Source organism: Micromonospora terminaliae (assembly GCF_009671205.1).
Lineage (GTDB): Bacteria > Actinomycetota > Actinomycetes > Mycobacteriales > Micromonosporaceae > Micromonospora > Micromonospora terminaliae.
In genome coordinates, this window is the sequence record NZ_CP045309.1 from 4251821 (window position 1) to 4274875 (window position 23055).

A 23055-nucleotide genomic window follows, 5' to 3' on the forward strand; every position below is an offset into this window, starting at 1 on the left:
GCCCGGGCCAGGCCCGGGTCGCCCTCCCGCAGACACGAGAAAGCCCGGCCCGCGTTTCGCGGGCCGGGCTTCGTCGTACTGCGGGTGGGCTCAGCCCTTGCCGGCGTGGCTGGCGAGCTGGTCGAGGCCCTGGATGATGCCGCCGGCCAGGTCGCCGCCGCCGAACGAGGCCACCATGGAGAGCGCGGCCAGCTTGGCGTACGTGTCCGGGATGCGCTTGCGCGCGTAGCGGCCCGTGACGATCTCGAGCTGCCGCTGGTTGGGCGACACGGCGATCAGCACCGACCGGTCCGGCTCGGCGAGCTGGCGGTGCAGCCGCTGGGCGTGCTCCCGGATCGGCTCGTCGAGGCCGCCCACGTAGACCGAGAACACCAGGCCGGTGCCCTGGTCGGCCAGGCGGAGCGCCTCGTCGATGCGGAGCAGCTGACGGGTCGAGAACGGCCCGTCCAGAACCTCCGGCGGGTTACCCGTCCCCGTCGCGGCCTGCTTCTCACCAACGGTCACTTGCGCCTCCGGTTCCACCGGCCGGCGCCTCCCGGCCGGCCTGCTCCTGCTTGCGGCTGGTCAGCGCCGGCGCCTGCGCGCCGGCGGCCAGTGCGGTGCCGGCCGAGTCGGCCAGCTGCTCCGGACGGCCCAGGAACCAGACCGGAGTGAAGTCGAAGGGCCGGCCCGGCCGGTAGCGCTTGGCGCCGCCACCGCCACCGCCGCGAGTGCCGGCGGCCGCCAGTCCGGCGATCACCAGCACGGCGGCCGCCGGGATGCCGACGAAGACCAGCAACGTCTCGGTAACAGACAATCCCAACGCCCCCAGGCGGAAAGAGAGACCAGGAATGTTCCGGGTCGGGTGGACGGTCATGACGACGCGCGCCCGACTCCGCTTGTGCTGTTCACGTTAGCGGAGTCGACGGCCCGCCAGATTGCGGGGTGGTGATCCCATCCGCCACAGCCGTGCTCCAGTTGCGCGGCAGTCGCTATCAATGTCGCGTCGTCGCCGTAGCGGCCGGTGAGCAGCACCCCGACGGGCAGCCCGTCGCCGGTGCGGCCGACCGGCAGGGAAACGGACGGGTCGCCGGTGACGTTGAAGATGGCGCAGTACGGCGAAAACCGCCGCTGGCGGTCGAAATCCTCGGCCGGGTCGAGGCTGGCGAACGCCCCCACCGACGCCTGCGGCGCGGCCAGGGTCGGGCAGAGCAGCAGGTCGCAGCCGGCGGTACGGCGCACGCCGCGGCGTACCTGGGCCTGGAGTTCGCCGAGCGCGGCCATCAGCGGGCCGGCCCCGACGGCCGTGCCCCGGGCCCGGAGGAACCGGGTCAGCGGCAACAGGTCGCTCTCCCGTTCGGACGGCACCGGGGCGAGCGCCAGCACGTACCAGACGGTCTCGAAGAGCGGCCAGGCCTCGGGGCCGAGCGGCGCGGGGACGTCGACCACCTCGTGGCCGGCCTCGGTGAGCAGCGCGGCGGCCCGGTCGACGGCGGCCACGCAGTCCGGGTGGACCGGCTCGTCGGCGAGCATCGGGGTGGTGAACCGCCCGATCCGCAGCCGGCCCGGGGCGGCGGCGCGGGCCGCGCCCAGATAGCCGCCGTCGGGTGCGGCGGGCGGGAGGTAGGGCTCGCCGGGCACCGGTTGCGCCAGGACGTCGAGCAGCGCGGCCACGTCGGTCACGGTCCGGCCGAGCGGGCCGCTGATGGGCAGCCCGAACGCCCCGAAGCCGATCGGGCCGCCGGAGACGAGGCCCCGGCTCGGCTTGTAGCCGACCAGCCCGCACAGGGCCGCCGGAATGCGTAGCGACCCGCCGCCGTCGGAGCCCTGCGCCACCGGCACTAACCCGCCGGCCACGGCGGCCGCCGCCCCGCCGCTGGAGCCGCCCGCCGTGTGGGCGAGGCTCCACGGGTTGCGGGCCGGCGGCGCCACGAGGCCCTCCGAGTAGAGCGAGCAGCCCAGCTCGGAGGTGGTGGTCTTGCCGAGGCTCACCAGCCCGGCGGCGGCCATGAACCGGACCACGTCGGCGTCGACGGGCGGCACGAAGTCGGCGAAGGCCGCCGAGCCGAAGGTGGTGCGGACCCCGGCCGTGAGGGTGAGGTCCTTGATGGCGGTCGGCACCCCGTGCAGGAGGCCGCGCCGGTCCGCGGGCACCGCGTCGGCGGCGGCCGCCGCCGCCCGGGCGCGCTCCGGGGTGACGGTGACGAACGCGCCGAGGGTGTCGGCGAGCGCGTCCACCCGGCGCAGGTGGTGCTCGACCAGCTCCACGCTGGACAGCTCGCCCCGGCGGATGGCGGCGGCCTGCTCCAGCGCCGTCAGGTCGTGCGGCTCGGCCATGCCCCCATCCTGCCTGGTCACGGCGGCCCTCGCACTCACCACCCGCCGCGCGCCCGCGGCGCGGTCAGCCGTGCAGGAAGCGCAGGGCGTTGCGGGACAGCAGCTTGTCGCGCTGGTCGGCGGTGAGGAAGTCGGCCTTGCGGACCACCTGACCGACCGGCCGCTCCCCCAGCGGGTACGGGTAGTCGCTGCCCACGAGCACCCGGTCCTCGCCCATCGTGTCGACCAGCAGCCGCAGCGCCGCCGGGTCGAAGACCACCGAGTCGACGCTGAACCGGTCCACGTAGGCGCTCGGCGGGGCGCTGGACGCGCCACGGACCAGGTCGCCGCGGCGGTGCCAGGCGTTGTCGGCGCGGCCCAGCCAGAACGGGAAGCTGCCGCCGCCGTGCGCGAAGCAGATCCGCAGCGTCTCCGGCACCCGGTCGAAGACCCCGCCGAGGATCAGCGCCAGCACCGACAGGTGCGTCTCGGCCGGCATCCCGGTCAGCCAGCGGGCCATCCACCGGTCCAGCCGGGGGCCGCCCGGCATGTCCCACGGGTGCACGAAGACCGGCGCGCCCACCTCGGCGCAGTGGGTCAGGAACTGCACGATGCCCGCGTCGTCGAGGTCCCGGTCGCCGACGTGGTTGCCGATCTCCACCCCGGCGTGCCCGGCGGCCAGGCAGCGGTCGAGTTCCGCGCAGGCGGCGTCCGGGTCCTGCAACGGCACCTGGCAGAACGGCACGAGCCGGTCACCGCCACCGGCGGTGACCTCCAGCGTGCGGTCGTTGAAGATCCGGGCCACCTTCACCGCCTGGTCGGCGGGCCGGTCGTAGCTGAAGAAGACCGGGGTGGGCGAGACGACCTGCACGTCCACGCCGTCCGCGGCCATGTCGGCGAGCCGGGTCTCCGGGTCCCAGCACTCCGCGCCGACCGGCCGGAACTCCGTCTCCCCCACCATGATCATGGCGGCCCGTTCGGAATCCACCCGGAGCCAGGGCCAGCCGGACCCGCCGCAGGCCGCGGCGAGGTCCGGCCACCCCTTGGGTACGACGTGCGTGTGCACGTCCACGACGGGCCCGGGCATCAGCCCTTGCCCGGGTGCAGCGCGCCGCAGTTGGTGCAGGTGCGGGCCTTCTCGTCGCCGTAGAACGCCGCGAAGACCGGCGGCAGGTCGGCGGCGATGTCGCGCACCTGGAGCTCGACCTCGTGCACCTTGTGGCTGCACTCGGGGCAGTACCACTGGAACTTCTCCAGCGTGCCCTCCTCGCGGACCCGCTCGATCACCATGCCGATCGAGCCGGCCTCGGGACGCTGCGGCGAGTGCGGGGTGTTGCGCGGCAGCATCCACATCTGGCCCTCGCGCACGTGCACCGTACGCGGACCCTCGGGCAGCATGAGGTTGATGTGCATGTTGCCCTTGACCTGGTAGAAGAACTCCTCGTACGGGTCGACGTGGAAGTCGGTCCGCTGGTTCGGGCCGCCGACCACCATGACGATGAAGTCGTCGCTGCCCGGCAGCATCTCCTTGTTGCCCACCGGCGGCTTGAGCAGGTGCTGGTTCTCCCCGATCCAGCCGGAGAAGCTGAACGGCTCGGCGATCTCACTCATGACGGACCTCCCGACGGAAGTAGGGCCACGGCCTGCATCTCGATGAGCAGGTGCGGGTGCGGAAGCTGGTGCACGGCCACCGTGGTGCGGGTCGGCCCGGTGGCGTCGAAGAACTCCGCCCACACCTCGTTGTAGCCACCGAAGTCGTTCATGTTGACCAGGTAGCTGGTGACCTGCACGAGGTCGGCCAGGTCGGCGCCGGCCGACCGGAGCAGGTCCCGGATGTTCTCGATCACCGCCCGGGTCTGCGCCCGGATGTCGAGGTCGGTGGTGCCGAACTCGTCCACCGCCACGCCGGCGAAGGTGTTGTCCGGCCGGCGCGACGACGTACCCGAGACGAAGACGAACCCGCCGGCGACCTTGACGTGCGGGAAGGCGCCGCGCGGCACGGCCTTCCCGGCGACCACCCGGGCCGTCATGCCGCCGCCTTCAGGGACGCCGTTCCCAGCTTCTCCACGACGGCCCGGACGTGCGCGCCGGGGCGCAGCGGCACGGCGGCGGTGGCCGCGCCGGCCAGGAAGACCCAGCCCTTGCGGAGCCGGACGCCGTGCCGGCCGGCCAGGCGGATGCCCTCGTCGAGTGCGCGGCGCGGGTCGCCGAGGATCGCCGCGGTCGAGCCGACCTGGGCCACCCGGCCGTCGATCTCCAGCAGCACGCCGAGGTTGTCCAGGCCGTCCGGCACCGGTGACCAGGGCCCGACCACGAACGCGGCGGCCGAGGTGTTGTCGGCCACGACGTCCGGGAGGGAGAAGGTGAAGTTCGCGTACCGGGAGTCGATCAGCTCGAGCGCCGGGGCGACCGCGCGCACGGCCCGGGTGAAGGAGCCGACCGGCTCGCCCGGGTCGGGCAGGCGGTCCAGCAGGAACGCCACCTCCGGCTCGACCCGGGGGTGGATGAACCCCGCCACGTCGACCGTGCCGCCGTCGGGCACCCGCATGGCGTCGGTGAGCCGGCCCCAGATCACCTCGTCCACGCCGACCTGCGCCATCTTCGCCTTGCTGGTCAGGCCCATCTTCAGCCCGACCAGCCGCTCGCCCCGGTCGAGGCGGCGCTGCAGCAGCGCGGTCTGCACGCCGTACGCGGCGTCGACGTCGAGGCCGGTCTCGGCCGCGAGCTGCGGGATCGCGGTGGCCGAGTCGGCAGCCGCGCCCAGCTTCTCGGCGATCCCTGCGATGTCCGGCCCGATCATGAGTTCTCCTTGCCGGCCAGGTCGAGTGCCACGTCCACGATCATGTCCTCCTGGCCGCCCACCATGCGGCGCCGGCCCAGCTCGACCAGGATCGAGCGGACGTCCACCCCGTACTTCGCCGAGGCGCGCTCGGCATGGCGGAGGAAGCTGGAGTAGACCCCCGCGTACCCGAGGGAGAGCGTCTCCCGGTCGACCTGGACCGGCCGGTCCTGGAGCGGGCGGACCAGGTCGTCGGCCGCGTCCATGAGCGCGAACACGTCGCAGCCGTGTTTCCAGCCGTGCAGTTCGGCGACCGCGACGAAGACCTCCAGCGGGGCGTTGCCGGCGCCCGCGCCCATGCCGGCCAGCGACGCGTCCACCCGGACGATCCGGCCGTGCGGTGCGTCCGCGCCGGCCGGCCCGGGGCCGGCGATCCGGCCGTGCTCGACGGCCAGCACGCTGTTGGCGACGCCGAGCGACAGGTTGTGGTGGGCGTGGATGCCGATCTGCGTCTCCGGGTCGAGCACCTGCCGGTACGCGTCGACCCGCTGCGCCACGTCGGACATGAGCAGCCGCCCGCCGGAGTCGGTGACGTAGACGCAGTGCGCCCCGTACGACTCCATGAGCTTGGCCTGGGCGGCCAGCCCGGCCGGGTCGTTCATGTGCGACATCATGAGGAACCCGGAGACGTCCATGCCGTTCTCGCGGGCCCAGGAGATGTGCTGGGCGGAGATGTCCGCCTCGGTGCAGTGGGTGGCGATCCGGACGCTGGTCACGCCGAGCGCCCGGGCGGCCTTGAGGTCGGCGATGGTGCCGATGCCGGGCAGCAGCAGGGTGGTGAGCCGCGCGCCGGTCAGCACCTCGGCGGCGGCGGCGATCCAGTCGGCGTCGCCGGCCGCCCCGTGGCCGTAGTTGACGCTGGAGCCGGCCAGGCCGTCGCCGTGCGCCACCTCGATGGCGGCCACCCCGGCCGCGTCGAGCGCGGCGGCGATCGTCCGCACCTGGTCCACCGTGTACCGGTGCGCGATGGCGTGCATGCCGTCGCGCAGGGTCACGTCCTGGATGTAGAGGTCGGTCATGCGATCCCCCCGTTGTTCGCGACTGCGGGGCTCCGCTCCGCTGCACTCCTCGCGCTCACCCCGACCCCCGTCGCGCGCAGGGCCACCAGTCGCTCCGCGGTGCGCAGCGCGGCCGAGGTCATGATGTCCAGGTTCCCGGCGTACGCGGGCAGGTAGTGCCCGGCGCCGGAGACCTCCAGGAAGACCGAGACCTGGAGCCCGGTGAAGTGCCGGCCCAGCACGGGCGCGCACGTGTCCACCCGGTCGAACTGCACGTCCTGCTTGAGCCGGTAACCCGGGACGTACTCCTGCACGGACTTCACCATGTCGGCCACCGAGGCGGCGATCGCGCCGCGGTCGGCGTCGGCGTCGGGGCACAGGCAGTAGACGGTGTCCCGCATGAGCAGCGGCGGGTCGGCCGGGTTCAGCACGATGATGGCCTTGCCGCGCTCGGCGCCGCCCACCACCTCGATGGCCCGGGCCGTGGTCTCGGTGAACTCGTCGATGTTGGCCCGGGTGCCCGGCCCGGCCGACTTCGAGGCGATCGATGCGACGATCTCCCCGTACACGACCGGGGTGACCCGGCCGACCGCGTGCACGATCGGCACGGTGGCCTGCCCGCCGCAGGTCACCATGTTCACGTTGGTCTCGCGCAGGTGCTCGTCGAGATTGACCGGCGGCACCACGTACGGGCCGATGGCGGCGGGCGTCAGATCGACCACGGTCCGGCCGTGCGCCCGCAGCACCGCATCGTGGTGCCGGTGCGCGCCCGCCGAGGTGGCGTCGAACACGAGCTCGACGTCGGCGAACTCCGGCATGGCGACCAGGCCGTCCACGCCCTCGGCGGTGGTCGCCACACCGAGCCGGCGGGCCCGGGCGAGGCCGTCGGACTCGGGGTCGATGCCGGCCATGGCCACCATCCGCAGGCTGTCACTGAGCCGCAAAACCTTGATCATGAGGTCGGTGCCGATGTTGCCCGACCCGAGCACCGCCACGCCGACGGTCATGAGGCCTCCTTGGAGAAACAGGTCCGCACCGAGCCGAGCCCGGAGATCCGCGCCTCGTACGCCGCCCCCGGCGTCACGGGCACCATCGGGCCGAGCGCCCCGGAGAGCACCACGTCCCCGGCCTTCAGCGGGTCGCCGGCGCGGGCCATGGTGCCGGCCAGCCATTCGAGCGCGTGCAGCGGGTTGCCGAGGCAGGCCGCCCCGGCGCCCACTGAGACCGGCTCGCCGGCGTGCTCCAGCACCATCCCGCACAGCCGCAGGTCCACGTCGGCCAGCCGGCGCGGCGCGGTGCCGAGCACGAACAACCCGCTGGAGGCGTTGTCCGCCACGGTGTCCACGATGGAGATGTCCCAGCCGGCGATCCGCGAGTCGACGATCTCGATGGCCGGCAGCACGTGGTCGACGGCCCGGATCAGGTCGACGGTGGTGACCCGCTCGTCGGGCAGGTCCGCGCCCAGCACGAAGGCGATCTCCGCCTCCACCCGGGGCTGGAGCAGCCGGCTCATGGGCACCTCGACGCCGTCGCCGACCGCCATGTCGTCGAAGAGCACCCCGAAGTCGGGCTGGAAGACGCCGAAGTTCTCCTGCACGGCCCGGGAGGTGAGACCGATCTTCGCGCCGACCCGGCGGTGGCCCTTGCCGAGCCGCTGCCGGGTGTAGACCTGCTGCACCTGGTAGGCGGCCGCGATGTCGCCCTCCGGCAGCAGCCGGCCGCGCAGCGGCGGGCACGGCTTCTCCTCCTGCCGGGCCACGGCCAGTTCCCGGTTGGCGGCTTCGATGTCCACGGTCATCCCGGCTCCTCGCGTTCGCTTGCGGCGCGAGCCATTCTGCCCCGAGTGCGCACTCATGAGAGGTCCACGCAGACGTTGGTGAGTTCGGAGTAGAAGTCGAGCGAGTGCACCCCGCCCTCCCGGCCGATGCCGGACGCCTTCACCCCGCCGAACGGCGTGCGCAGGTCGCGCAGGAACCAGGTGTTCACCCAGACGATGCCGGCGTCCAGCCGGGACCCGGCCCGGTGCGCCCGGCCCACGTCCCGGGTCCAGACCGTCGCCGCCAGGCCGTAGTCGGTGCCGTTGGCCAGGGCGTACGCCTCGTCCTCGTCGTCGAACGGCGCCACGTGCACCACCGGGCCGAAGATCTCCTCGCGGTTGGTGCGGGCGTCCGGGCCCAGCCCGGTGAGCACGGTCGGCTGCACGTACGCGCCGCCGTCGCGGGCGTCGCCGAAGCGCGGCGTCCCGCCCCCGGCGCGTACCTCGGCGCCCTCGGTGCGGGCCACGTCGTAGTGGCCGAGCACCTTGTCCCGGTGGGTGTGCGAGATCAGCGGCATGTTCGCGGTGGCCTCGTCGGCCGGCCAGCCGTACGCCAGCTCGTCGGCGCGCTTGGCCAGCCGGGCCGTGAACTCCTCGAAGACCGGCCGCTGCACGTAGATCCGCTCGGTGCAGAGGCAGACCTGGCCGCCGTTGGTGAAGCTGGACCGGACCGAGCCGGCGACCGCCGCGTCCAGGTCGGCGTCGGCGAAGACCAGGCCGGCGTTCTTGCCGCCCAGTTCGAAGCTGACCGCCTTCACTCCGTCGGCGGCGGCCCGCATGATGGCGCTGCCGGTGGCCGACTCCCCGGTGAAGGTGATCGCGTCGACACCCGGGTGCCGGGTGAGGTGCTCGCCGGCCGAGCCGGGGCCGAAGCCGTGCACCAGGTTGAACACGCCCTCGGGCACGCCCGCCGCGGCCATCACCTCGGCGAGCAGGGTCGCCGAGGCGGGGGTCTCCTCGCTGGGCTTCACCACCACGGCGTTGCCGCAGGCCAGGGCCGGGGCGACCTTCCAGGTGAGCAGCAGCAGCGGCAGGTTCCAGGGCACGATGATCGCGACCACGCCGACCGGCTTACGGACCGCGTAGTTCAGGGCCCGGCCGCCGGTCGGGGTGACCGTGGTGAACGACTCGGTCGGCGCGGTCGCCACGATCTCGGCGAACGCCCGGAAGTTGGCCGCCCCGCGCGGGATGTCCAGCGTGCGGGCCTGCGAGATGGCCTTGCCGGTGTCGGCCACCTCGGCGGCGACCAGGTCGTCGAAGCGGCGCTCCAGCTCGTCGGCGACCCGGCGGAGCACCTCGGCGCGCTCCCGCTCCCCCATCCGGCCCCACGGGCCGCGCAGCGCCGCCCGGGCCGCGGTGACCGCGTCGTCCACGACGGACTCGCCGGCCTCGACCACCTCGAAGACCGGCTCGCCGGTGACGGGGCTGCGCTTGACGAACCGCGGCCCGGCGTCGGTGAAGGAACCACCCACGAAGTTGCGCAGCAGGCCGGGGCCGTCCGGCGCGTGCCCGGCCATCAGCCGGGGATCCCAGAGCGTCATCCTCGCCTCCCTCGGCCGAGCGCCACCGCTGCCCCGGCCAGCGCCGCCACCGCCCCGGCGGCCACCGCCCCCACCACCCGGTACTGGCGGCGCACCCGGCGGCGCACCTCGGCGTACGGGGTGGTGGAGAAGGAGACCAGCTCGTACTGCGAGACGTAGCGGCCGGGCAGGGCCCGCTCCAGCGCGTGCTCGATCTTCTTGCGGGTCTGGAACACCGGGGAGGCGACCTTGTCCCGCATCTCCACGAAGTTGGTCAGCGCCATCCGGGCGATCGCCTCGGCGTTGGCCTGCCGGCGGTGCTGGAACAGCGGCAGCGCCGAGGCCCACTGGTCGCCGCACTCGTCCAGGCAGCGGTCCAGCTCGACCACGTCCTCGAACGCGCAGTTCGCGCCCTGGCCGTAGAACGGCACGATGGCGTGCGCCGCGTCGCCGAGCAGGCCCACCCGGCCGTCCAGCTGCCACGGGGTGCAGCGGACCGTGCCGAGCACCCCGACCGGGTTGTGCTGGTAGTCGTCGACCAGGTTCGGGGCGAGCGGCACCAGGTCCGGGTAGTGGGTGGCGAAGTACCGCTCGATGGCCGCCGGGCTGCCCAGCGACGCGAAGCTCTGCGTGCCGTGGGTCGGCCAGAACAGCGTGCAGGTGAACGAGCGGTCCGGGTTGGGCAGCGCGATCATCATGGAGGTGCCGCGCGGCCAGATGTGCAGCGCGCCCGGGTCCAGGGCGAACTCGCCGCCGATCGGCGGGATGGTGAGTTCCTTGTAGCCGTAGTCGAGGAAGTCCAGACTCTCGGTCAGCGCCCCGTACGCGAGCAGCTGCCCGCGCACGGCGGAGCCGGCGCCGTCGGCGCCCAGCACCACCGACGCGGTCTCGGTGACCTTGCCCTGCGGGGTCTCGAAGGTCATCTCGCCGGTGGCCGGGTCGAGCCCGACGAGCCGGTGGTCGAAGGCGATCCGCACGCCCGGCAGCGCGGTGGCGGCGTCGAGCAGCGCATTGTTCAGCGCGCCCCGGCTGATCGAGTTGATCGCCCGGTCGCCGGCGACGCTGTACGACTGGAACTGCGGCTCCCCCTCCACCGGGTGGATCATCCGGCCGCGCATCGGCAGCGCGTCGGTCATCACCTGGCGGTCCAGCCCGATCCGGCGCAGCGCGTCCAGGCCGCGCTCGGAGAGCGCCAGGTTGATCGAGCGGCCCCGCTCGACCTTCCCGGTGCGCGGGTCCGGCCGCCGCTCGTAGAGCGCGACCGGGTAGCCGCGCCGGGCCAGGAAGCAGGCCAGCAGGCAGCCGGCCAGCCCCGCGCCGACGACGGCGATCTCCTCGCGGTCCGTGCTCATGAGGTGGCCTCCACCGTCGCGGCCAGCGCGTCGGCGACCCGCCAGCAGTCGTGGTACGTCGAGTAGAGCGGCACCGGCGCGAACCGCACGATGTCCGGCTCCCGGGCGTCGGCGATCACGCCGTGCTCGTGCCGCAGCCGCTTGGTCAGCTCGTTGGCGCTGCCCGCGCCGATCCGCACGGAGAGCTGGCAGCCCCGGCGGGCCGGGTCGCGCGGGGTGACCACGGTCAGCGGCCGGTCGGCGGTCACCTCGTCGAGCAGGCCCTCCAGGTAGCCGGTGAGCCGGAGGCTGCGCTCGCGCAGCGCGGGCATGCCGACCGAGTCGAACAGTTCCAGCGAGGTGCGCACCGGGCCCATGGCGAAGATCGGCGGGTTGGAGATCTGCCACGCCTCGACGGTGGCCGGCGGCCGGGACACCGGGGTCATCTCGAACCGGGTGGCCGCCTCGGTGCTCCACCAGCCCTCGAAGCGCGGGAGTTCCGGGTCGCCCAGGTGGCGCTCGTGGACGAAGACACCGCCCAGCGCCCCGGGCCCGGAGTTCAGGTACTTGTAGGAGCACCAGGCGGCGAAGTCGACGTCCCAGTCGTGCAGGGCGAGGGGCACGTTGCCCGCCGCGTGCGCCAGGTCCCACCCGACGACGGCGCCGGCGGCCCGACCGGCGGCGGTGATCGCCGGAATGTCCATGAGCTCGCCGGTCAGGTAGTTGACGCCACCGAGCAGCAGCAGCGCCACGGTGTGCCCCTCGGTGGCCAGGAAGTCGAGCACGTCCTGGGTCCGCAGGGTGTCCTCGCCGGGGCGCGGCGCGAGGCGGACGACGGCGGTGTCCGGGTCCAGGCCGTGGAAGCGCGCCTGGCTGCGCACCGCGTAGCTGTCGGAGGGGAAGGCGCTGTCCTCGATGACGATCCGGGTCCGCTTCCCCGCCGGCCGGTAGAAGCTCACCATGAGCAGGTGCAGGTTGACCGTGAGGGAGTTCATCACCACGGTCTCCGCGGGGCGGGCGCCGACCAGTCGCGCGGCCGGCGCGGTCAGCAGTTCGTGGTACGGCAGCCAGGGCCGCTCCGCCTCCAGGTGCCCCTCCACGCCCAGCCGCCGCCAGGCGTCCAGGTCGGCGAGGAGTTCGTCACGGGTGGCGCGGGGTTGCAGGCCCAGCGAGTTGCCGGCCAGGTACGCCACCTCGGGATAGCGCCCACCCTCGGCCGGCGGAACGAGGAACAGGTGCCGGTGGCCGGGGTCGGCGGCGTCGCGGGCGCGGGCGTCTTCTTCGGGGGTGTGCATGCTGCTCTCTCCGGTCACATCGCGGTACGGGCGGACCACAGCTCCGGGAATACCACCCGGGCCATGCTCCGCTGCAACCAGGCCAGCCCGGCGGAGCCGCCGCTGCCGACCTTGGCGCCCATCGAGCGCTGCACCGCCTTGATGTGGTGCCAGCGCCAGTCGCTGAACCCCTCGGCCACCTCGCTCAGCGCGTCGCCGAGCAGGCGCAGGTGGTTGTCGGGGCCGCCGTCGGCGTAGATGCGCACCCAGGCCGCCTCGACGGCGGGGTGCGACTCGTGCTCGGTCGCCACGTCCCGCTCCAGCAGGTCGTCCGGCAGCTCGAAGCCGCGCCGGGCGAGCAGCGCGACCACGTCGTCCCACAGGCTCGGCGTGGCCAGCGCGGCGGTCAGCTCGGCGTGCACCTCGGTCTGCCGGCGGAACGGGCGGATCAGCGCCGGGTCGCGCAGGCCGAGCACGAACTCCAGCTGCCGGTACATGGCCGACTGGAAGCCGGACCCCTCGCCGAGCCGGTCGCGGAACCGGTTGAAGTCGGCCGGCGTCATCCAGCGCAGCCCCTGCCAGGCGGCGTTGAGGCCCTCCAGGTGCAGGGCGGCGCGGCGCAGCGGGGGCAGCGCGTCCCAGACCCGGTTGGCCCGCAGCTCGCGCTGGGCGTGGCGCAGCTCGTGGCAGGTCAGCTTGAAGTACAGCTCCATGATCTGGCTGACCATGAGGAAGGACATCTCGCCCGGGTCGTCGCTGAGCGGCTGCTGGAGCTGGTGCAGCGTGCTGGCGTGGACGTACGCGTCGTAGGGCACCCGCTCGGCGAACTCCAGGGTCGGTTTGCCACCGTTGCGCGCCGCCCTGGCCGCCCGCTGCTGCGGGGTGGCCGGCCGCACCGCCGTCGTCTGTTCCACCGTCATCTCCCTCCGTACGCCGGGGTAGACGACATGATGCCGCTGGTTGATCCGCAGATGGAATGCCTGTTCAACGGCGGTACGGTGGTCTCACCTGTCACGCCGAAGGCGTGTCCGGCCCTCGACTTCACGGAAGAAAGGTCACCGCGTGGACGACATGGACTGGGCGCTGCTGCGCGAACTCCAGGCGGACGCCCGGCTCTCCTACAGCGAGCTGTCCCGCCGGGTGCACCTGTCCCCGCCCGCGGTGGCCGAGCGGGTCCGCCGGCTGGAGGAGTCCGGGGTGATCACCGGCTACCACGCGCACGTGGACCTCACCCGCGCCGGCCGCACCGTGCTCGCCCTGATCCGGATGTCCTGCTACGGGTCCCGCTGCATCCTCAACGACCCCGAGGTGGCGGACTGGCCGGAGATCATGGAGATCCACCGGATCACCGGCGACGCGTGCAGCATGCTGAAGGTGGCCGCCGGCACGATGGGCGAGTTCGAGGGGGTCATCGACCGCCTCGCCCCCTACGGCCAGCCGTCCAGCACCATGGTGCTCTCCACCCCGCTCGACTGGCACCCGGTCACCCCGCTCCCGCCGCCCGGAACCTCCCCGGCCGGCCGGCGCCGCTGACCGCCCCCCGGGTTTGCCCCCACGTCAGGGGGAATGCAGCCCGCGCTGCCCGTCAGCAGGATTCCGGTGCGCCGCACCGGAAGGGGGGAATCATGCGAGGGCTTCTGTCACACCGCGCGCTCCGGGCCGTTCTGGGGCTGCTCGGCCTCGTCGCGGCGTTCGTCCTGACCATCGCCTCGCCGGCCCGCGCCGGGGAGAACGTCTTCGTCGAGGTCACGCCGAACAGCGTCCAGGCCGGCTCCCGGGTGAGCATCCGGGCGAGTTGCGACAACAACAACGACCGGCAGGCACAGGTGACGTCGGACGCCTTCGGCCGGGTGATGCTCCGGCCGGACAACGGCTTCCTCACCGGGGCGGTCACGGTGCCCGGGAACAAGGCGCCCGGCGACTACCCGGTGAACCTGGACTGCTCCAACGGGCGGACCGCCTCCACCATGCTCACCGTGCTGAACATGGCCCAGCCGAGCAAGGGCCCGGCGACCGGCGGTGGTGGCACGGCGGGCGGCCGGGGGCCCGGCTCGCTGCTGCTGGTCGGCGGCCTGGTGGCGGTGGCCGTGGTGGCCGGCGTCGGCGCCCGGCGCAAGACCGGTAGCCGCTTCTGACGAGGTGCGGCCATGGCCCGCTCACCGCGCCGCCGGACCGAGGACACCGGCCGCCGGGCGCGCCGGGGCCGGCACCGGGCCGGGTCCCGGGTCGGAACCGGCCTGCGGCTGGTGTCCCGCGCCTCGCGCCGGTTCGCCCGCGCCGCCGGGCACGCCTTCTCGGCGAGCGTCACCACCGCCGACCCGCACGCCCGCCCGCTGCCACCGGCCCGGCCGGCCGCGGCCGCCGGGCGCTGGCGGTACGCCGTCCAGCGCGGCCCCGGCGTCCCGGTGCTGGTGGTCGCGGCCGTGATGGCGCTGATCGTCGCCATGCTCGGGGTGGAACGGCTGACCGGCATCAGCGTGCTGCCCGCGCAGCTCACCGCCGGGCTGCGCCCGCCGCCGAAGAAGTTCCCGGTGCTGTCCGGCAGCCCGCCGACCGACCTCACGATCAACAAGATCGACCTGCGGGCGCCGGTGCACCGGGTCGGCATCGCACCGGACGGCAGCATCGCGGTGCCGGACGTCGGGCGGGCCGGCGAGGTCGGCTGGTACGACCAGGGGCCCACCCCCGGCCAGTACGGCCCGGCCGTCATCGTCGGGCACGTCGACACCACCACCGGGCCGGCCGTCTTCCACGACCTCAAGGACCTCGACGACGGCGACCGGATCGAGGTGACCCGGCAGGACCGGTCGGTGGCCGTCTTCGAGGTGACGTCGATCGAGCGGTACGGCAAGGAACGGCTGCCGGTCGGCGAGGTCTACGGCGACTTCAGCCGGCCCAACCTCCGGCTGATCACCTGTGGCGGGCGCTGGGTGGGCGGCGAGACCGGGTACGCGGACAACCTCGTCGTCTACGCCTCGCTCGTGAAGGCCCGGTGACCGCCGCTCAGGCCGCCTCGGGCTCCGGCTCGCGCAGGTCGAGCCAGTCGGCCCAGCGCGGGTCGGGCGCCCGGTGGCCGAGGACCCGCCAGGCCGTGCCCTTCGGGGCCGCCGGCAGGTTGTGCAGCCGCCACCCCAGCTCGGCCGGCGTCTTGTCGCCCTTCGTGTGGTTGCAGCGGGCGCAGGCGGCGACCACGTTCTCCCAGGCGTGCCGGCCGCCGCGGCTGCGCGGGAAGACGTGGTCGATGGTCTCTGCCGGGCCGCGGCAGTAGGCGCAGCGCCAGCCGTCCCGGGCGAAGATCGCCCGGCGGGAGAGCCCGACGTGGGTGCGGTAGGGAACCCGGACGTAGCGGGTCAGCCGGACCACCGAGGGAACCGGGAGCGCGTTGCGCGCGCTGTGCAGGATGCCGTCGCCGTCGGCCACGCAGACGGCCTTGGCGGAGAGGACGAGGATCGCGGCGCGACGCACCGACACGACACACAGGGGCTCGTAGGTGGCGTTGAGAACGAGTGCACCGGAGCCCACCGCGGGTCGTATGTCAGGCATCGTGCTCACCCTCCCGGTCCAGCCGCTCCTGCCGCCGCCGCGCCGGGACCGCCCCGCGGGCAGCGGGGAACGACACCGACGCCGGCCGGATCACCGACGTCCGTTGCGCCAATAGTCCCTGATCGCGCCTCGGATTGCACGCACTAATCCCTCCTCTGGTATGAGGATCATCCGCTTCGGGACGGATCACCGGCCCGACTTGGGCGAACTCTGCCGTCGCCTGACACTGTTTGACAGCCCTTGCCGACCTCAGTTGTGCCGGATCTGTGCCCGATGACCTCCATCGCCTACCCCTCGGGCTATGGCAGGAAGCCCGTCACTTGAAGACGCCGATGATCCCGGTGACCGTACCGACGACACCGCTGACGGTCGCCAGCTTCGCCGACGCTCCCGTCCAGATGCCCCTGGTCTTGTCGCGCCAGCCGAGGGTCCACCAGTCGCGCCCGAACTTCTGCCACTTGTGTTGCCGGAGGTGACAGCCCAAGACAAGACCGGTCGAGTTGTTGCGGCAGAACTCGACCACCCCACCGCGCTTCCGGTTGATCGCGCCGCAGTAGACGGGCGCCTGGAAGAGGACAAAGATGATCAAGAGGCCGACGAGAACGCCGTAGATCCCAGGGCCGACGGCGTTGTTGCCGAGAGACAGCAGGAGCACAGCCAGGACGCCGTAGCCCCAGTACCGCCAGAGGCTCGGCTTGCCGCGAGATGCCATGAGTGCGAAGAGTACCGACGTGAACGCGCGACGTGAAGATCCATCACGCGGCAACCAGGTCGGCTCCGGCCGGGACTGGAACTAGATGAAGTGCAGCCCATGTCTCGGCTCAACTCAAAGCACCATATGGGGTATCGTGCCAAGAATTGACCCCAGGAAGGACCCCTCGCGGCCAGTTAGGTTAGGCGCAAAGTGGCGATCGATATCTTATCCGGTAGTTACTTCAACCTGACAACCTTGGTCCTCGCGGGCATAGGCATCGTTATCGCATTCTTTGGCGCCAAATATGCGCGAGCAGCCCTCGCCCCGCCGCGCAGAGAGGTTCGAGTTCGCTGGGTTTCGCCCAGCCCCTTAATCGGGAAGAGCTCGACTGACCAGATCTCCTTCCTCTTCGAGGTCAACAATCATGTCTTGGAAGGGCCGCATCTTACCCATGTCGAGATATCGGTTGGCGGAAGGCATGACATCAAGTCAACCGACTTTGATCAGGGTAAGCCCTTCGAGCTAGACTTCGGAAAGACTGCCGCCCTCGCGTCACTCCAATCAGCCACCCCCGAGCTGGTGTCCGCGGAGCGCACGAAGGTGGTACTGCGGCCCGGCTTGCTGAAACGAGATTCGGTAATCCGTTTCGATGTAGTCACTGAGGGGCGGCCGGAACACATTCAACATGCGGACTCGTTGATTGACACTAAAGTTATCCTGTCGGAAGAGCCGACCGCAGCCGAGTATTGGCGGCGAGAGTTCCGTAGGTCGCTGGTCACGAACGGGGTTTGGGCAGTCCTGAGCTTTCTGCTGGTCGCTCAGTCATTCTGGATGCTGCACGACTACCGCGAATCAACTAATAGGTTGCTCCGTCTAAGCCGTGAAGTGATGGATCTCTGCTTTCCTTGATCATCGTTGGACCCGTAACTCCGACGCTTTCCCGCTTGCACCTAGCCATCCCGTCGGCCTTCGTCCGCACCTTGGTGGAGCGGGTGGGGCCTGCCCGGTCAAGGTGGAGCACCCCACTGTCTGACCGACCTTGACCGGGCAGGCCCCACCTGCTCGGCTTTGCCCGGACGGAGGTCGTCGGGATGGCGCCCACCATCCCAGAGCGCCCGAGCGCCCCGCCGGCGGCACCGGTTGATCGCGTGATCCGCTTTCGTAGGAGACAATGCCTCATGACCTGGGAATGGCTCGCCCCCACCACAACCGCCGTCGTGGGCCTGGCTGGTATCGCTGGCACGGTGGCCGCTGCCAGCTTGGCTAGACGGACGCAGATCGAGACGGCCCGCATGGCCTCGGTGAATGAGCTACTTCAAGAGAAGCGCGTCCTATACGCAAAGTACTTGCGTGCCGCGGAGGACTTCCGGGATGCCTCGGTTGAGCTACGGCGCCTCAACGAGGCCAAGGCTGCGATGATGGCACGCCTTGGCGACCATTTAGACCTGGGCGACGAACCTATACCTCAAGAGCTCAAAGTCGAGATATCAGCGCTAGCCGCCCGGGCCCAGGAGATGCAGAAGGACCTGCATGCTTCGGAGAAGAACCTTCGGCGCCTACGCGCCGAGCTCTCGGTCATCGGCGGCACCGCGCTGTCCATCATTGCCGTAACACTTGAGACCAAGCTCGCCGCTGCCGCGCTCGGCACAGCAGAAGACCATGACGAGTTGACCAACGCGATGAGCAACTTAACGGCCGCGATGCATGCTGATGTCGACCCCACCAACGACCGAAGCGAACAATTCATAAAGGCCTTGGCTGGCCTCAACAAGTAGGTAAGTGAGCCCGGATCTGCCACTACGCGTGGCGGCCCGGGGCTTCTTCGTATGTCGCGCCGCCGGCGGGCTATCACCGTCGCGCTGGCGGCCGAAGGCCAGAGGCGCGGCGGCGGGCCTCCGGCCCGGCCCAGGTTCGGCGGCGCGAGCGGCCTGCGAAGCGGGCCGCCTTGATCTCGTACAGAAAGTTCTCACACCTACAGTCAGAACGCTCTTGTCCTCCGTCGACTGATGCGCGACACTCGTTCGCCAACTGATCTGCGACACCTCAGTGCGCTGATCGGGACATGGGCAGCGTGCACCAGATGGCAACGGCTACCGGGAAGTCATGTCACCTTGGCCGCTTTCCATAGGTAGAGGTCCCGCAGCAGGCAGATCTCGGCACCGTGGTGAATGACCTCGCGGTGTACGTGCAGGATGAGCTTCGCCATCGGTGCATCCGCGTACTCCGGCGGATGGCCTTGTGGCCACGCTAATCCGGCCGCGCCGAGATGGCGGACATCGCCGATCCACGCATCGTGCCCCTCGTCGAGCTGCCGCAGTGCTGCCGAGGCGGTGCCTGCAAAGGCAACGGCCCGACGATCAGCAAGCGAGCCATCGAAGTGGGGTGCAGTCGGCGGCCCGAACACATCAATGAGATGGGCCAGCCGCCAAGCGATCGTGGTGACTGGCGCGCGGTCGGGTGGCGGGCTGGCGTAGTCCAAGGTGAATTCGCCTGCGCCGATCGAGATCGGCGCGGAACTTTGGCCGCGCCGGCTGAGGGTCCAGGAGCCCGGAACCGGCTTCCAGAAGTACTCGTCATCGGTCAGCCCGTCTAGCCGTGGTCGAAGCTGATGCTGCCAGTGCCACTCAAGTTGGTCGACCAACTCTGCGTTCCAGTTCACAGCCACCCTGAGACAGTAGGGATGGACAGGCGACCCGATCAACACTTGGGGTGAGCGGCCAGCCTGTCACCCCCTAGTTCGCCGGATCTGTCGCACATCACCTGGCGGAGCCGCGTCGCACATCAGCTGTCGGACCGCACAGTCAGAACGCTCTGTCCGACTCCGGTTGATGCGTTACACGATGGCTTCACTTGATGCGCGACACTCCCCTCCCATGGGGAACCAGCCAGCGAAGGTCGCGTTCGACTTTGAGCAGTAGGCGCGTCGGGTGAACGGAGGGGCCTTGCTTCGCCTGGGCGTTTGCGCCAGCCGCGTCGGCTGTGGAAATCGCTGTCCAGTCGTAGGAGCACACTGATAGAACGTCGGGGTGCACAAAACTCTCACGTTCCCTGATCATCTGCGGCTGATCAACGAACGGTCGGCCGCCTTCCGCGCTGCGGTCGCCGCGGCACCCAGCCTCGACCTGCAGGTGCCGACCCATCCCGAGCGGACGCTGTTCGATCTCGTGCAACACGTGGGCATGGCCCGCCGCAAATCGGCCGCCATCGTCGCCGCGGGGCCTGCGGACGCGCCCCCGGAGAAGTCGGCTTGGGACGACGGGATGGGTGCGCCTCGGGAACGCGAGGCGCTGCTGGCCTGGTGGACCGAGTCCGTCGAGCTACTGACGAGCGTGCTGCGTGAGGCCGGCCCGGATCGCGGTTGTTGGACGTGGTGGGATGACTCGCCGTCACCGCAAACCTCTGGTGCCTGGGCGCGGCGCCAGGTTCCCGAGATCGCGGTGTACACCTACGACGTCCAGCTCACCGGAGGTGCCCCGCAGCCGATACCGGAGGAGATCGCCCTCGACGGTTTCGACGACTGCCAGTTCACCCTCTGCGCGACGACGGTCGCCTGGCCACACGAACCCGCCGTCGTCGACTACCACGCCACCGAGGGCCACTCCTGGCGCCTGCGGCTGTCCCCCGACGGCGCACAGGTCGCCCGCCTCGGCGCTCCCGCTGCCGACAAGGACTCGGACACGGCCGACGCCTCCGCCCTGGGCACGGCCAGCGACCTGGTCCTGTTCTTCTACAGCCGCATACCGTTGGACTCCCTAAAGTTCGAAGGCGACCGTCGCATCTTCGATCAGCTCGCAGCCTGGGACCCGTCCGTGTAACGGCATCAAGTGGATCGGGGTCGTGAACATCCCGCAGCACTGATACCTGCGGGATTGCGGGACGCGGGGCCGGGCGAGGAGGTCGCACCGGCCCCGCGGGCGGTCCGACGAAAATCGCTGCACCGGCCCGATCAGGCGCGACTATGGTGGCGCGATGTCCGCCACCGCGCACGTGCGTGAGCTCACCCTCGACAACCTCACCGACGCCTGGCAGCTCGGCCGGCACGCCTTCGGCTTCGACCCGCAACCGCCACCGCAGGTCACCGTCGCGCTGCCCGGCCTGACCCGCTACGGCGCGTTCGACGCCACCGGCCGGATCCTCGGCAGGGCCGTCGACCTACACCACGAGCAGTGGTGGTCCGGGCGCGCGGTGCCGGCCGCCGACGTCGCCAGCGTCGCCGTCGCTCCCGAGGCCCGCGGCCGGGGCGTGGCCCGCGCCCTGCTCACCGGTCTGCTGCGCGGCGCCCACGACCGGGGCGCCGCCGTCAGCGCCCTGTTTCCGACCGTCATCGCCCCCTACCGCGCCTGCGGCTGGGATGTCGCCGGGGTGATGCGCACCGTCGACCTGCCCACCGTGGCGCTGCCCCGGCACCGCCCGGCCGCGCACCTGACCGTCCGCGGCGGTACGCCCGCCGACCTGCCCGCCGTCGCCGCCCTCTACGAACGACTCGCCCGGGACCGGCGCGGGCTGCTCACCCGACGCGGCGCCCTGTTCGACGCGCACACCACCGCCGACACCCTGCCCTTCGACGGCCTCACCCTGGTCGAGGAGGACGGTCGCCTCGTCGGCTACGCCGCCTGGGACCGTGGTCGCGGCTACGGCGACGACGCCGTGCTCACCGTCGAGGACGTCTTCGCCACCACCGCCGACGCCGCCCGGGAACTCGTGGGCGTCCTGGCGAGCTGGCACAGCGTCGCCCCGAAGGTGCGGCTCTGCCTGCTCGACGGTGACGCCGTCAGCGCCCAGCTGCCGCTGGAAGCCGCCCGGGAACACGAGTCGCAGCCGTGGATGCACCGACCGGTGGACGTCACCCGCGCCGTCGCCGCTCGCGGCTGGCCCGCCCACGTACGCGGCACCGTCGAGTTCCACCTCACCGATCCGCTCGCCGACTGGAACACCGGCACCTGGCGGCTGGCGGTCGCCGACGGGTCGGCCGAGCTGACCCGGATCAGCGGCGACGCCGACCTGCATCTGACCGTCCGCGGCTTCGCCCTGCTCTACAGCGGCGCCAGCACCGCCGCGTCCGTCGCCGACGCCGGTCTGCTGCACGCCGTCGGCGCCGACCCGCGGGCGCTGGACCTGCTCGCCGCCGGGGGAGCGGCGCAGCTGCTCGACTACTTCTGACCCGCACCGGCGCCGCGCCCGCCGTCGCCCCGCGCCCGGCGTCGGGCAGCTTGCGCAAGTCCTGCGGGGGATGTCACGGGCACCGAGGTGGGTGCCGACTGAGGACCAGGTGCTCACGCTCGTGGAGGTCGTGCCCCGCCGGTTCCGCGCCGCCATCTGGCTCGGGGCCGGTGAGGGTTTGCGAATCGGTGAGGCGTTGGGCATGGAGGACGACCCTCGGTGTTTCGACGTTGCTCGGGAAGAGCTGCATGTCGTCGAGCAGTTGCGGCACTCCGCAGAGCACTTCGGCGGCTTCTACCTCGCCCCGCCGAAGAGCGGATCGGCGGGAACGGTCGATCTGGATGCCGTTGTGGCTGAGGAAGTGGCAGCGCACATCAAAGAGGTCGGCCCCGTTGAATTCGAGCTCCCCGACATCACCAGGGAAGGACGGGCAACTCGTACCGCGGCTCTCCTGTTCACCACCAAGCGAGGAAAGCTGATAACCGACCGATATTGGTCTGAGCTGTGGGAGGGCTGGCGGTCCGCTGCGGGCTGGCCGAAGGAAGGCACTTTCCACTCGCTGCGCCACTTCTTCGCCACGACCCTGATGAGCAACGGCGTTGAGCCCCAGGAGGTGCAGCACGCCCTGAGACACGCCAGCCTGCGGATCACGCTGGAAACCTACGTGCACTGGCTACCCAAGAAGGACCGGCAGCGTGGCCTGTTGGGGCGGATCCTCCGGCCCGTCGCGGCTGTACAGCCGGTCACACCTCCCGGCCAAAATCACTGCTAGGTTGTGCCCTGGTTGTGCCGGATGATCTTTCCCGAGCGTTTTAGCAGGTCATGGCCCCTCTGCCCCCCGTTTTCAGGGATTGCACGCACTAATCCCTCCTCTGGTATGAGGATCATCCGCTTCGGGACGGATCACCGGCCCGACCCGGCGAACTCTGCCGTCGCCGGACACTGTTCGACAGCCCTTGTCGGCCTCGGTCGTGCCGGATCTGCGCCCGATGATCTTCACTCGCCACCACCGTCGCCAGGGTGGGAAGCCCGTGGGGGCCTGGCGTCAGATTCAGGAAGTACTCTTCGGCTGTGAACGCTGCCGGAGATATCGCTCGCGGCCGGTCCGAGCCGCTGCGGGTGCTGCTGGTCGAGGACGATCCCGCCGATGTCGCCCTCATCGAGGAAGCCCTCGATGCTCATGCCCTGCCCACCACGTTGCGCCACGTGCCCGACGGAGTGGAGGCGATGGCGTTCCTGCGTCATCAGGGCCAGTACGCTGACGCCCCGCGTCCGGAGCTGATCCTGCTCGACCTGAACATGCCCCGCATGAACGGCCGCGAGGTCCTGGCCGCGGTCAAGGCCGACCCGTGGCTGCAGTCGATCCCCGTCGTGGTCTTCACCACCAGCTCGATCGACGCCGACGTGCTGGCCAGCTACACCGCGCACGCCAACGCCTACATCAGCAAGCCCATCGACATGGACGACTTCGAACGCGTCGTCGGGCAGATCCACCGCTTCTACGGCCGCACCGCAACCCTGCCGCCCAGCCCTCGCGCCGACTGAACGAGCAGGTGCCGGCGGTTCGGTGGACGCCCCCCGGATC

The 23055-nt window shown here is 71.5% G+C and carries 26 protein-coding genes; 9 read left to right on the forward strand and 17 right to left on the reverse strand.

Annotation, left to right across the window (positions count from 1 at the left end):
* Positions 1 to 90: 90 nt before the first annotated feature.
* The 14 genes from GCE86_RS19325 to GCE86_RS19390 all read right to left on the reverse strand — a co-directional run bounded on the left by GCE86_RS19325 (position 91) and on the right by GCE86_RS19390 (position 12993).
* On the reverse strand, positions 91 to 504 hold the full coding sequence (locus tag GCE86_RS19325; protein ID WP_091269650.1) for a DUF5130 family protein: 414 nt from the start codon (positions 502 to 504) through the stop codon (positions 91 to 93).
* Positions 491 to 796, reverse strand: coding sequence for an aa3-type cytochrome oxidase subunit CtaJ (gene ctaJ, locus GCE86_RS19330; protein ID WP_476738999.1), 306 nt, complete (start codon positions 794 to 796; stop codon positions 491 to 493). The genes GCE86_RS19325 and ctaJ overlap by 14 nt, the downstream gene beginning before the upstream one ends.
* 56 nt (positions 797 to 852) lie before the next feature.
* Positions 853 to 2316, reverse strand: coding sequence for an amidase (locus GCE86_RS19335; RefSeq protein ID WP_154228256.1), 1464 nt, complete (start codon positions 2314 to 2316; stop codon positions 853 to 855).
* A 64-nt stretch (positions 2317 to 2380) separates the two neighbouring features.
* Positions 2381 to 3382 carry an amidohydrolase family protein gene (locus tag GCE86_RS19340; RefSeq protein ID WP_154228257.1) on the reverse strand — a complete coding sequence of 334 codons (1002 nt, stop codon included), beginning with the start codon at positions 3380 to 3382 and terminating at the stop codon, positions 2381 to 2383.
* Complete coding sequence (locus GCE86_RS19345; protein WP_154228258.1) at positions 3382 to 3906, reverse strand: 3-hydroxyanthranilate 3,4-dioxygenase; 525 nt, start codon at positions 3904 to 3906, stop codon at positions 3382 to 3384. Before GCE86_RS19345 ends, GCE86_RS19340 begins: the two co-directional genes overlap by 1 nt.
* Positions 3903 to 4325: a RidA family protein gene (locus tag GCE86_RS19350; RefSeq protein ID WP_154228259.1), complete on the reverse strand. Its 423-nt coding sequence runs from the start codon at positions 4323 to 4325 to the stop codon at positions 3903 to 3905. Before GCE86_RS19350 ends, GCE86_RS19345 begins: the two co-directional genes overlap by 4 nt.
* Positions 4322 to 5095, reverse strand: a complete 774-nt coding sequence (locus GCE86_RS19355; RefSeq protein WP_154228260.1) for a 2-keto-4-pentenoate hydratase — start codon at positions 5093 to 5095, stop codon at positions 4322 to 4324. Before GCE86_RS19355 ends, GCE86_RS19350 begins: the two co-directional genes overlap by 4 nt.
* The gene (dmpG, locus tag GCE86_RS19360; RefSeq protein WP_154228261.1) at positions 5092 to 6153 is read right to left on the reverse strand and encodes a 4-hydroxy-2-oxovalerate aldolase; all 1062 of its coding nucleotides are present in this window, start codon (positions 6151 to 6153) and stop codon (positions 5092 to 5094) included. The genes GCE86_RS19355 and dmpG overlap by 4 nt, the downstream gene beginning before the upstream one ends.
* Entirely contained in the window at positions 6150 to 7139 is a 990-nt protein-coding gene (locus GCE86_RS19365) for an acetaldehyde dehydrogenase (acetylating) (protein ID WP_154228262.1), read from the reverse strand. The genes dmpG and GCE86_RS19365 overlap by 4 nt, the downstream gene beginning before the upstream one ends.
* Positions 7136 to 7930: a 2-keto-4-pentenoate hydratase gene (locus GCE86_RS19370; RefSeq protein ID WP_154228263.1), complete on the reverse strand. Its 795-nt coding sequence runs from the start codon at positions 7928 to 7930 to the stop codon at positions 7136 to 7138. Before GCE86_RS19370 ends, GCE86_RS19365 begins: the two co-directional genes overlap by 4 nt.
* A 53-nt stretch (positions 7931 to 7983) precedes the next feature.
* A complete protein-coding gene (locus GCE86_RS19375) occupies positions 7984 to 9465 on the reverse strand; it encodes a 2-hydroxymuconic semialdehyde dehydrogenase (protein ID WP_154230590.1) in 1482 nt (493 codons plus the stop codon).
* Between the two features lie 20 nt (positions 9466 to 9485).
* Positions 9486 to 10820, reverse strand: coding sequence for an FAD-dependent oxidoreductase (locus tag GCE86_RS19380; RefSeq protein WP_154228264.1), 1335 nt, complete (start codon positions 10818 to 10820; stop codon positions 9486 to 9488).
* Positions 10817 to 12094: a kynureninase gene (kynU, locus tag GCE86_RS19385; RefSeq protein ID WP_154228265.1), complete on the reverse strand. Its 1278-nt coding sequence runs from the start codon at positions 12092 to 12094 to the stop codon at positions 10817 to 10819. Before kynU ends, GCE86_RS19380 begins: the two co-directional genes overlap by 4 nt.
* Before the next feature lie 14 nt (positions 12095 to 12108).
* Positions 12109 to 12993 (reverse strand): tryptophan 2,3-dioxygenase, encoded by an 885-nt coding sequence (locus GCE86_RS19390; protein ID WP_154228266.1) that lies wholly within the window; start codon positions 12991 to 12993, stop codon positions 12109 to 12111.
* Between the two features lie 142 nt (positions 12994 to 13135).
* Between GCE86_RS19390 and GCE86_RS19395 the strand changes: the two genes are divergently transcribed.
* The 3 genes from GCE86_RS19395 to GCE86_RS19405 all read left to right on the forward strand — a co-directional run bounded on the left by GCE86_RS19395 (position 13136) and on the right by GCE86_RS19405 (position 15069).
* Positions 13136 to 13606 (forward strand): Lrp/AsnC family transcriptional regulator, encoded by a 471-nt coding sequence (locus tag GCE86_RS19395; RefSeq protein WP_154228267.1) that lies wholly within the window; start codon positions 13136 to 13138, stop codon positions 13604 to 13606.
* Between the two features lie 92 nt (positions 13607 to 13698).
* Positions 13699 to 14208, forward strand: a complete 510-nt coding sequence (locus GCE86_RS19400) for a hypothetical protein (protein WP_154228268.1) — start codon at positions 13699 to 13701, stop codon at positions 14206 to 14208.
* Between the two features lie 12 nt (positions 14209 to 14220).
* Complete coding sequence (locus GCE86_RS19405; protein WP_154228269.1) at positions 14221 to 15069, forward strand: class F sortase; 849 nt, start codon at positions 14221 to 14223, stop codon at positions 15067 to 15069.
* Positions 15070 to 15076: 7 nt separating this feature from the next.
* On the opposite strand, the gene GCE86_RS19410 is transcribed toward GCE86_RS19405, so the two are convergent.
* Positions 15077 to 15616: an HNH endonuclease gene (locus tag GCE86_RS19410; RefSeq protein ID WP_154228270.1), complete on the reverse strand. Its 540-nt coding sequence runs from the start codon at positions 15614 to 15616 to the stop codon at positions 15077 to 15079.
* A gap of 316 nt (positions 15617 to 15932) precedes the next feature.
* Positions 15933 to 16328 carry a hypothetical protein gene (locus tag GCE86_RS19415; RefSeq protein WP_154228271.1) on the reverse strand — a complete coding sequence of 132 codons (396 nt, stop codon included), beginning with the start codon at positions 16326 to 16328 and terminating at the stop codon, positions 15933 to 15935.
* A gap of 192 nt (positions 16329 to 16520) precedes the next feature.
* Between GCE86_RS19415 and GCE86_RS19420 the strand changes: the two genes are divergently transcribed.
* Positions 16521 to 17219 carry a hypothetical protein gene (locus tag GCE86_RS19420; RefSeq protein ID WP_154228272.1) on the forward strand — a complete coding sequence of 233 codons (699 nt, stop codon included), beginning with the start codon at positions 16521 to 16523 and terminating at the stop codon, positions 17217 to 17219.
* 269 nt (positions 17220 to 17488) lie between these two features.
* A complete protein-coding gene (locus tag GCE86_RS19425) occupies positions 17489 to 18085 on the forward strand; it encodes a hypothetical protein (protein WP_167537055.1) in 597 nt (198 codons plus the stop codon).
* 326 nt (positions 18086 to 18411) lie between these two features.
* Here GCE86_RS19425 and GCE86_RS19430 read toward each other — a convergent pair whose 3' ends face one another.
* Entirely contained in the window at positions 18412 to 18969 is a 558-nt protein-coding gene (locus GCE86_RS19430; RefSeq protein ID WP_154230591.1) for a DinB family protein, read from the reverse strand.
* A gap of 367 nt (positions 18970 to 19336) precedes the next feature.
* Here GCE86_RS19430 and GCE86_RS19435 point away from each other — a divergent pair, with 367 nt between their 5' ends.
* The 4 genes from GCE86_RS19435 (at position 19337) to GCE86_RS19450 (ending at position 23015) form a co-directional block, all read left to right on the forward strand.
* A complete protein-coding gene (locus GCE86_RS19435) occupies positions 19337 to 20125 on the forward strand; it encodes a maleylpyruvate isomerase N-terminal domain-containing protein (protein WP_154228274.1) in 789 nt (262 codons plus the stop codon).
* Between the two features lie 154 nt (positions 20126 to 20279).
* On the forward strand, positions 20280 to 21470 hold the full coding sequence (locus tag GCE86_RS19440) for a GNAT family N-acetyltransferase (RefSeq protein WP_154228275.1): 1191 nt from the start codon (positions 20280 to 20282) through the stop codon (positions 21468 to 21470).
* A 109-nt stretch (positions 21471 to 21579) separates the two neighbouring features.
* A complete protein-coding gene (locus GCE86_RS19445; protein WP_244317021.1) occupies positions 21580 to 22242 on the forward strand; it encodes a tyrosine-type recombinase/integrase in 663 nt (220 codons plus the stop codon).
* A 299-nt stretch (positions 22243 to 22541) separates the two neighbouring features.
* Positions 22542 to 23015 carry a response regulator gene (locus tag GCE86_RS19450; RefSeq protein ID WP_154228277.1) on the forward strand — a complete coding sequence of 158 codons (474 nt, stop codon included), beginning with the start codon at positions 22542 to 22544 and terminating at the stop codon, positions 23013 to 23015.
* Positions 23016 to 23055 lie beyond the last annotated feature (40 nt).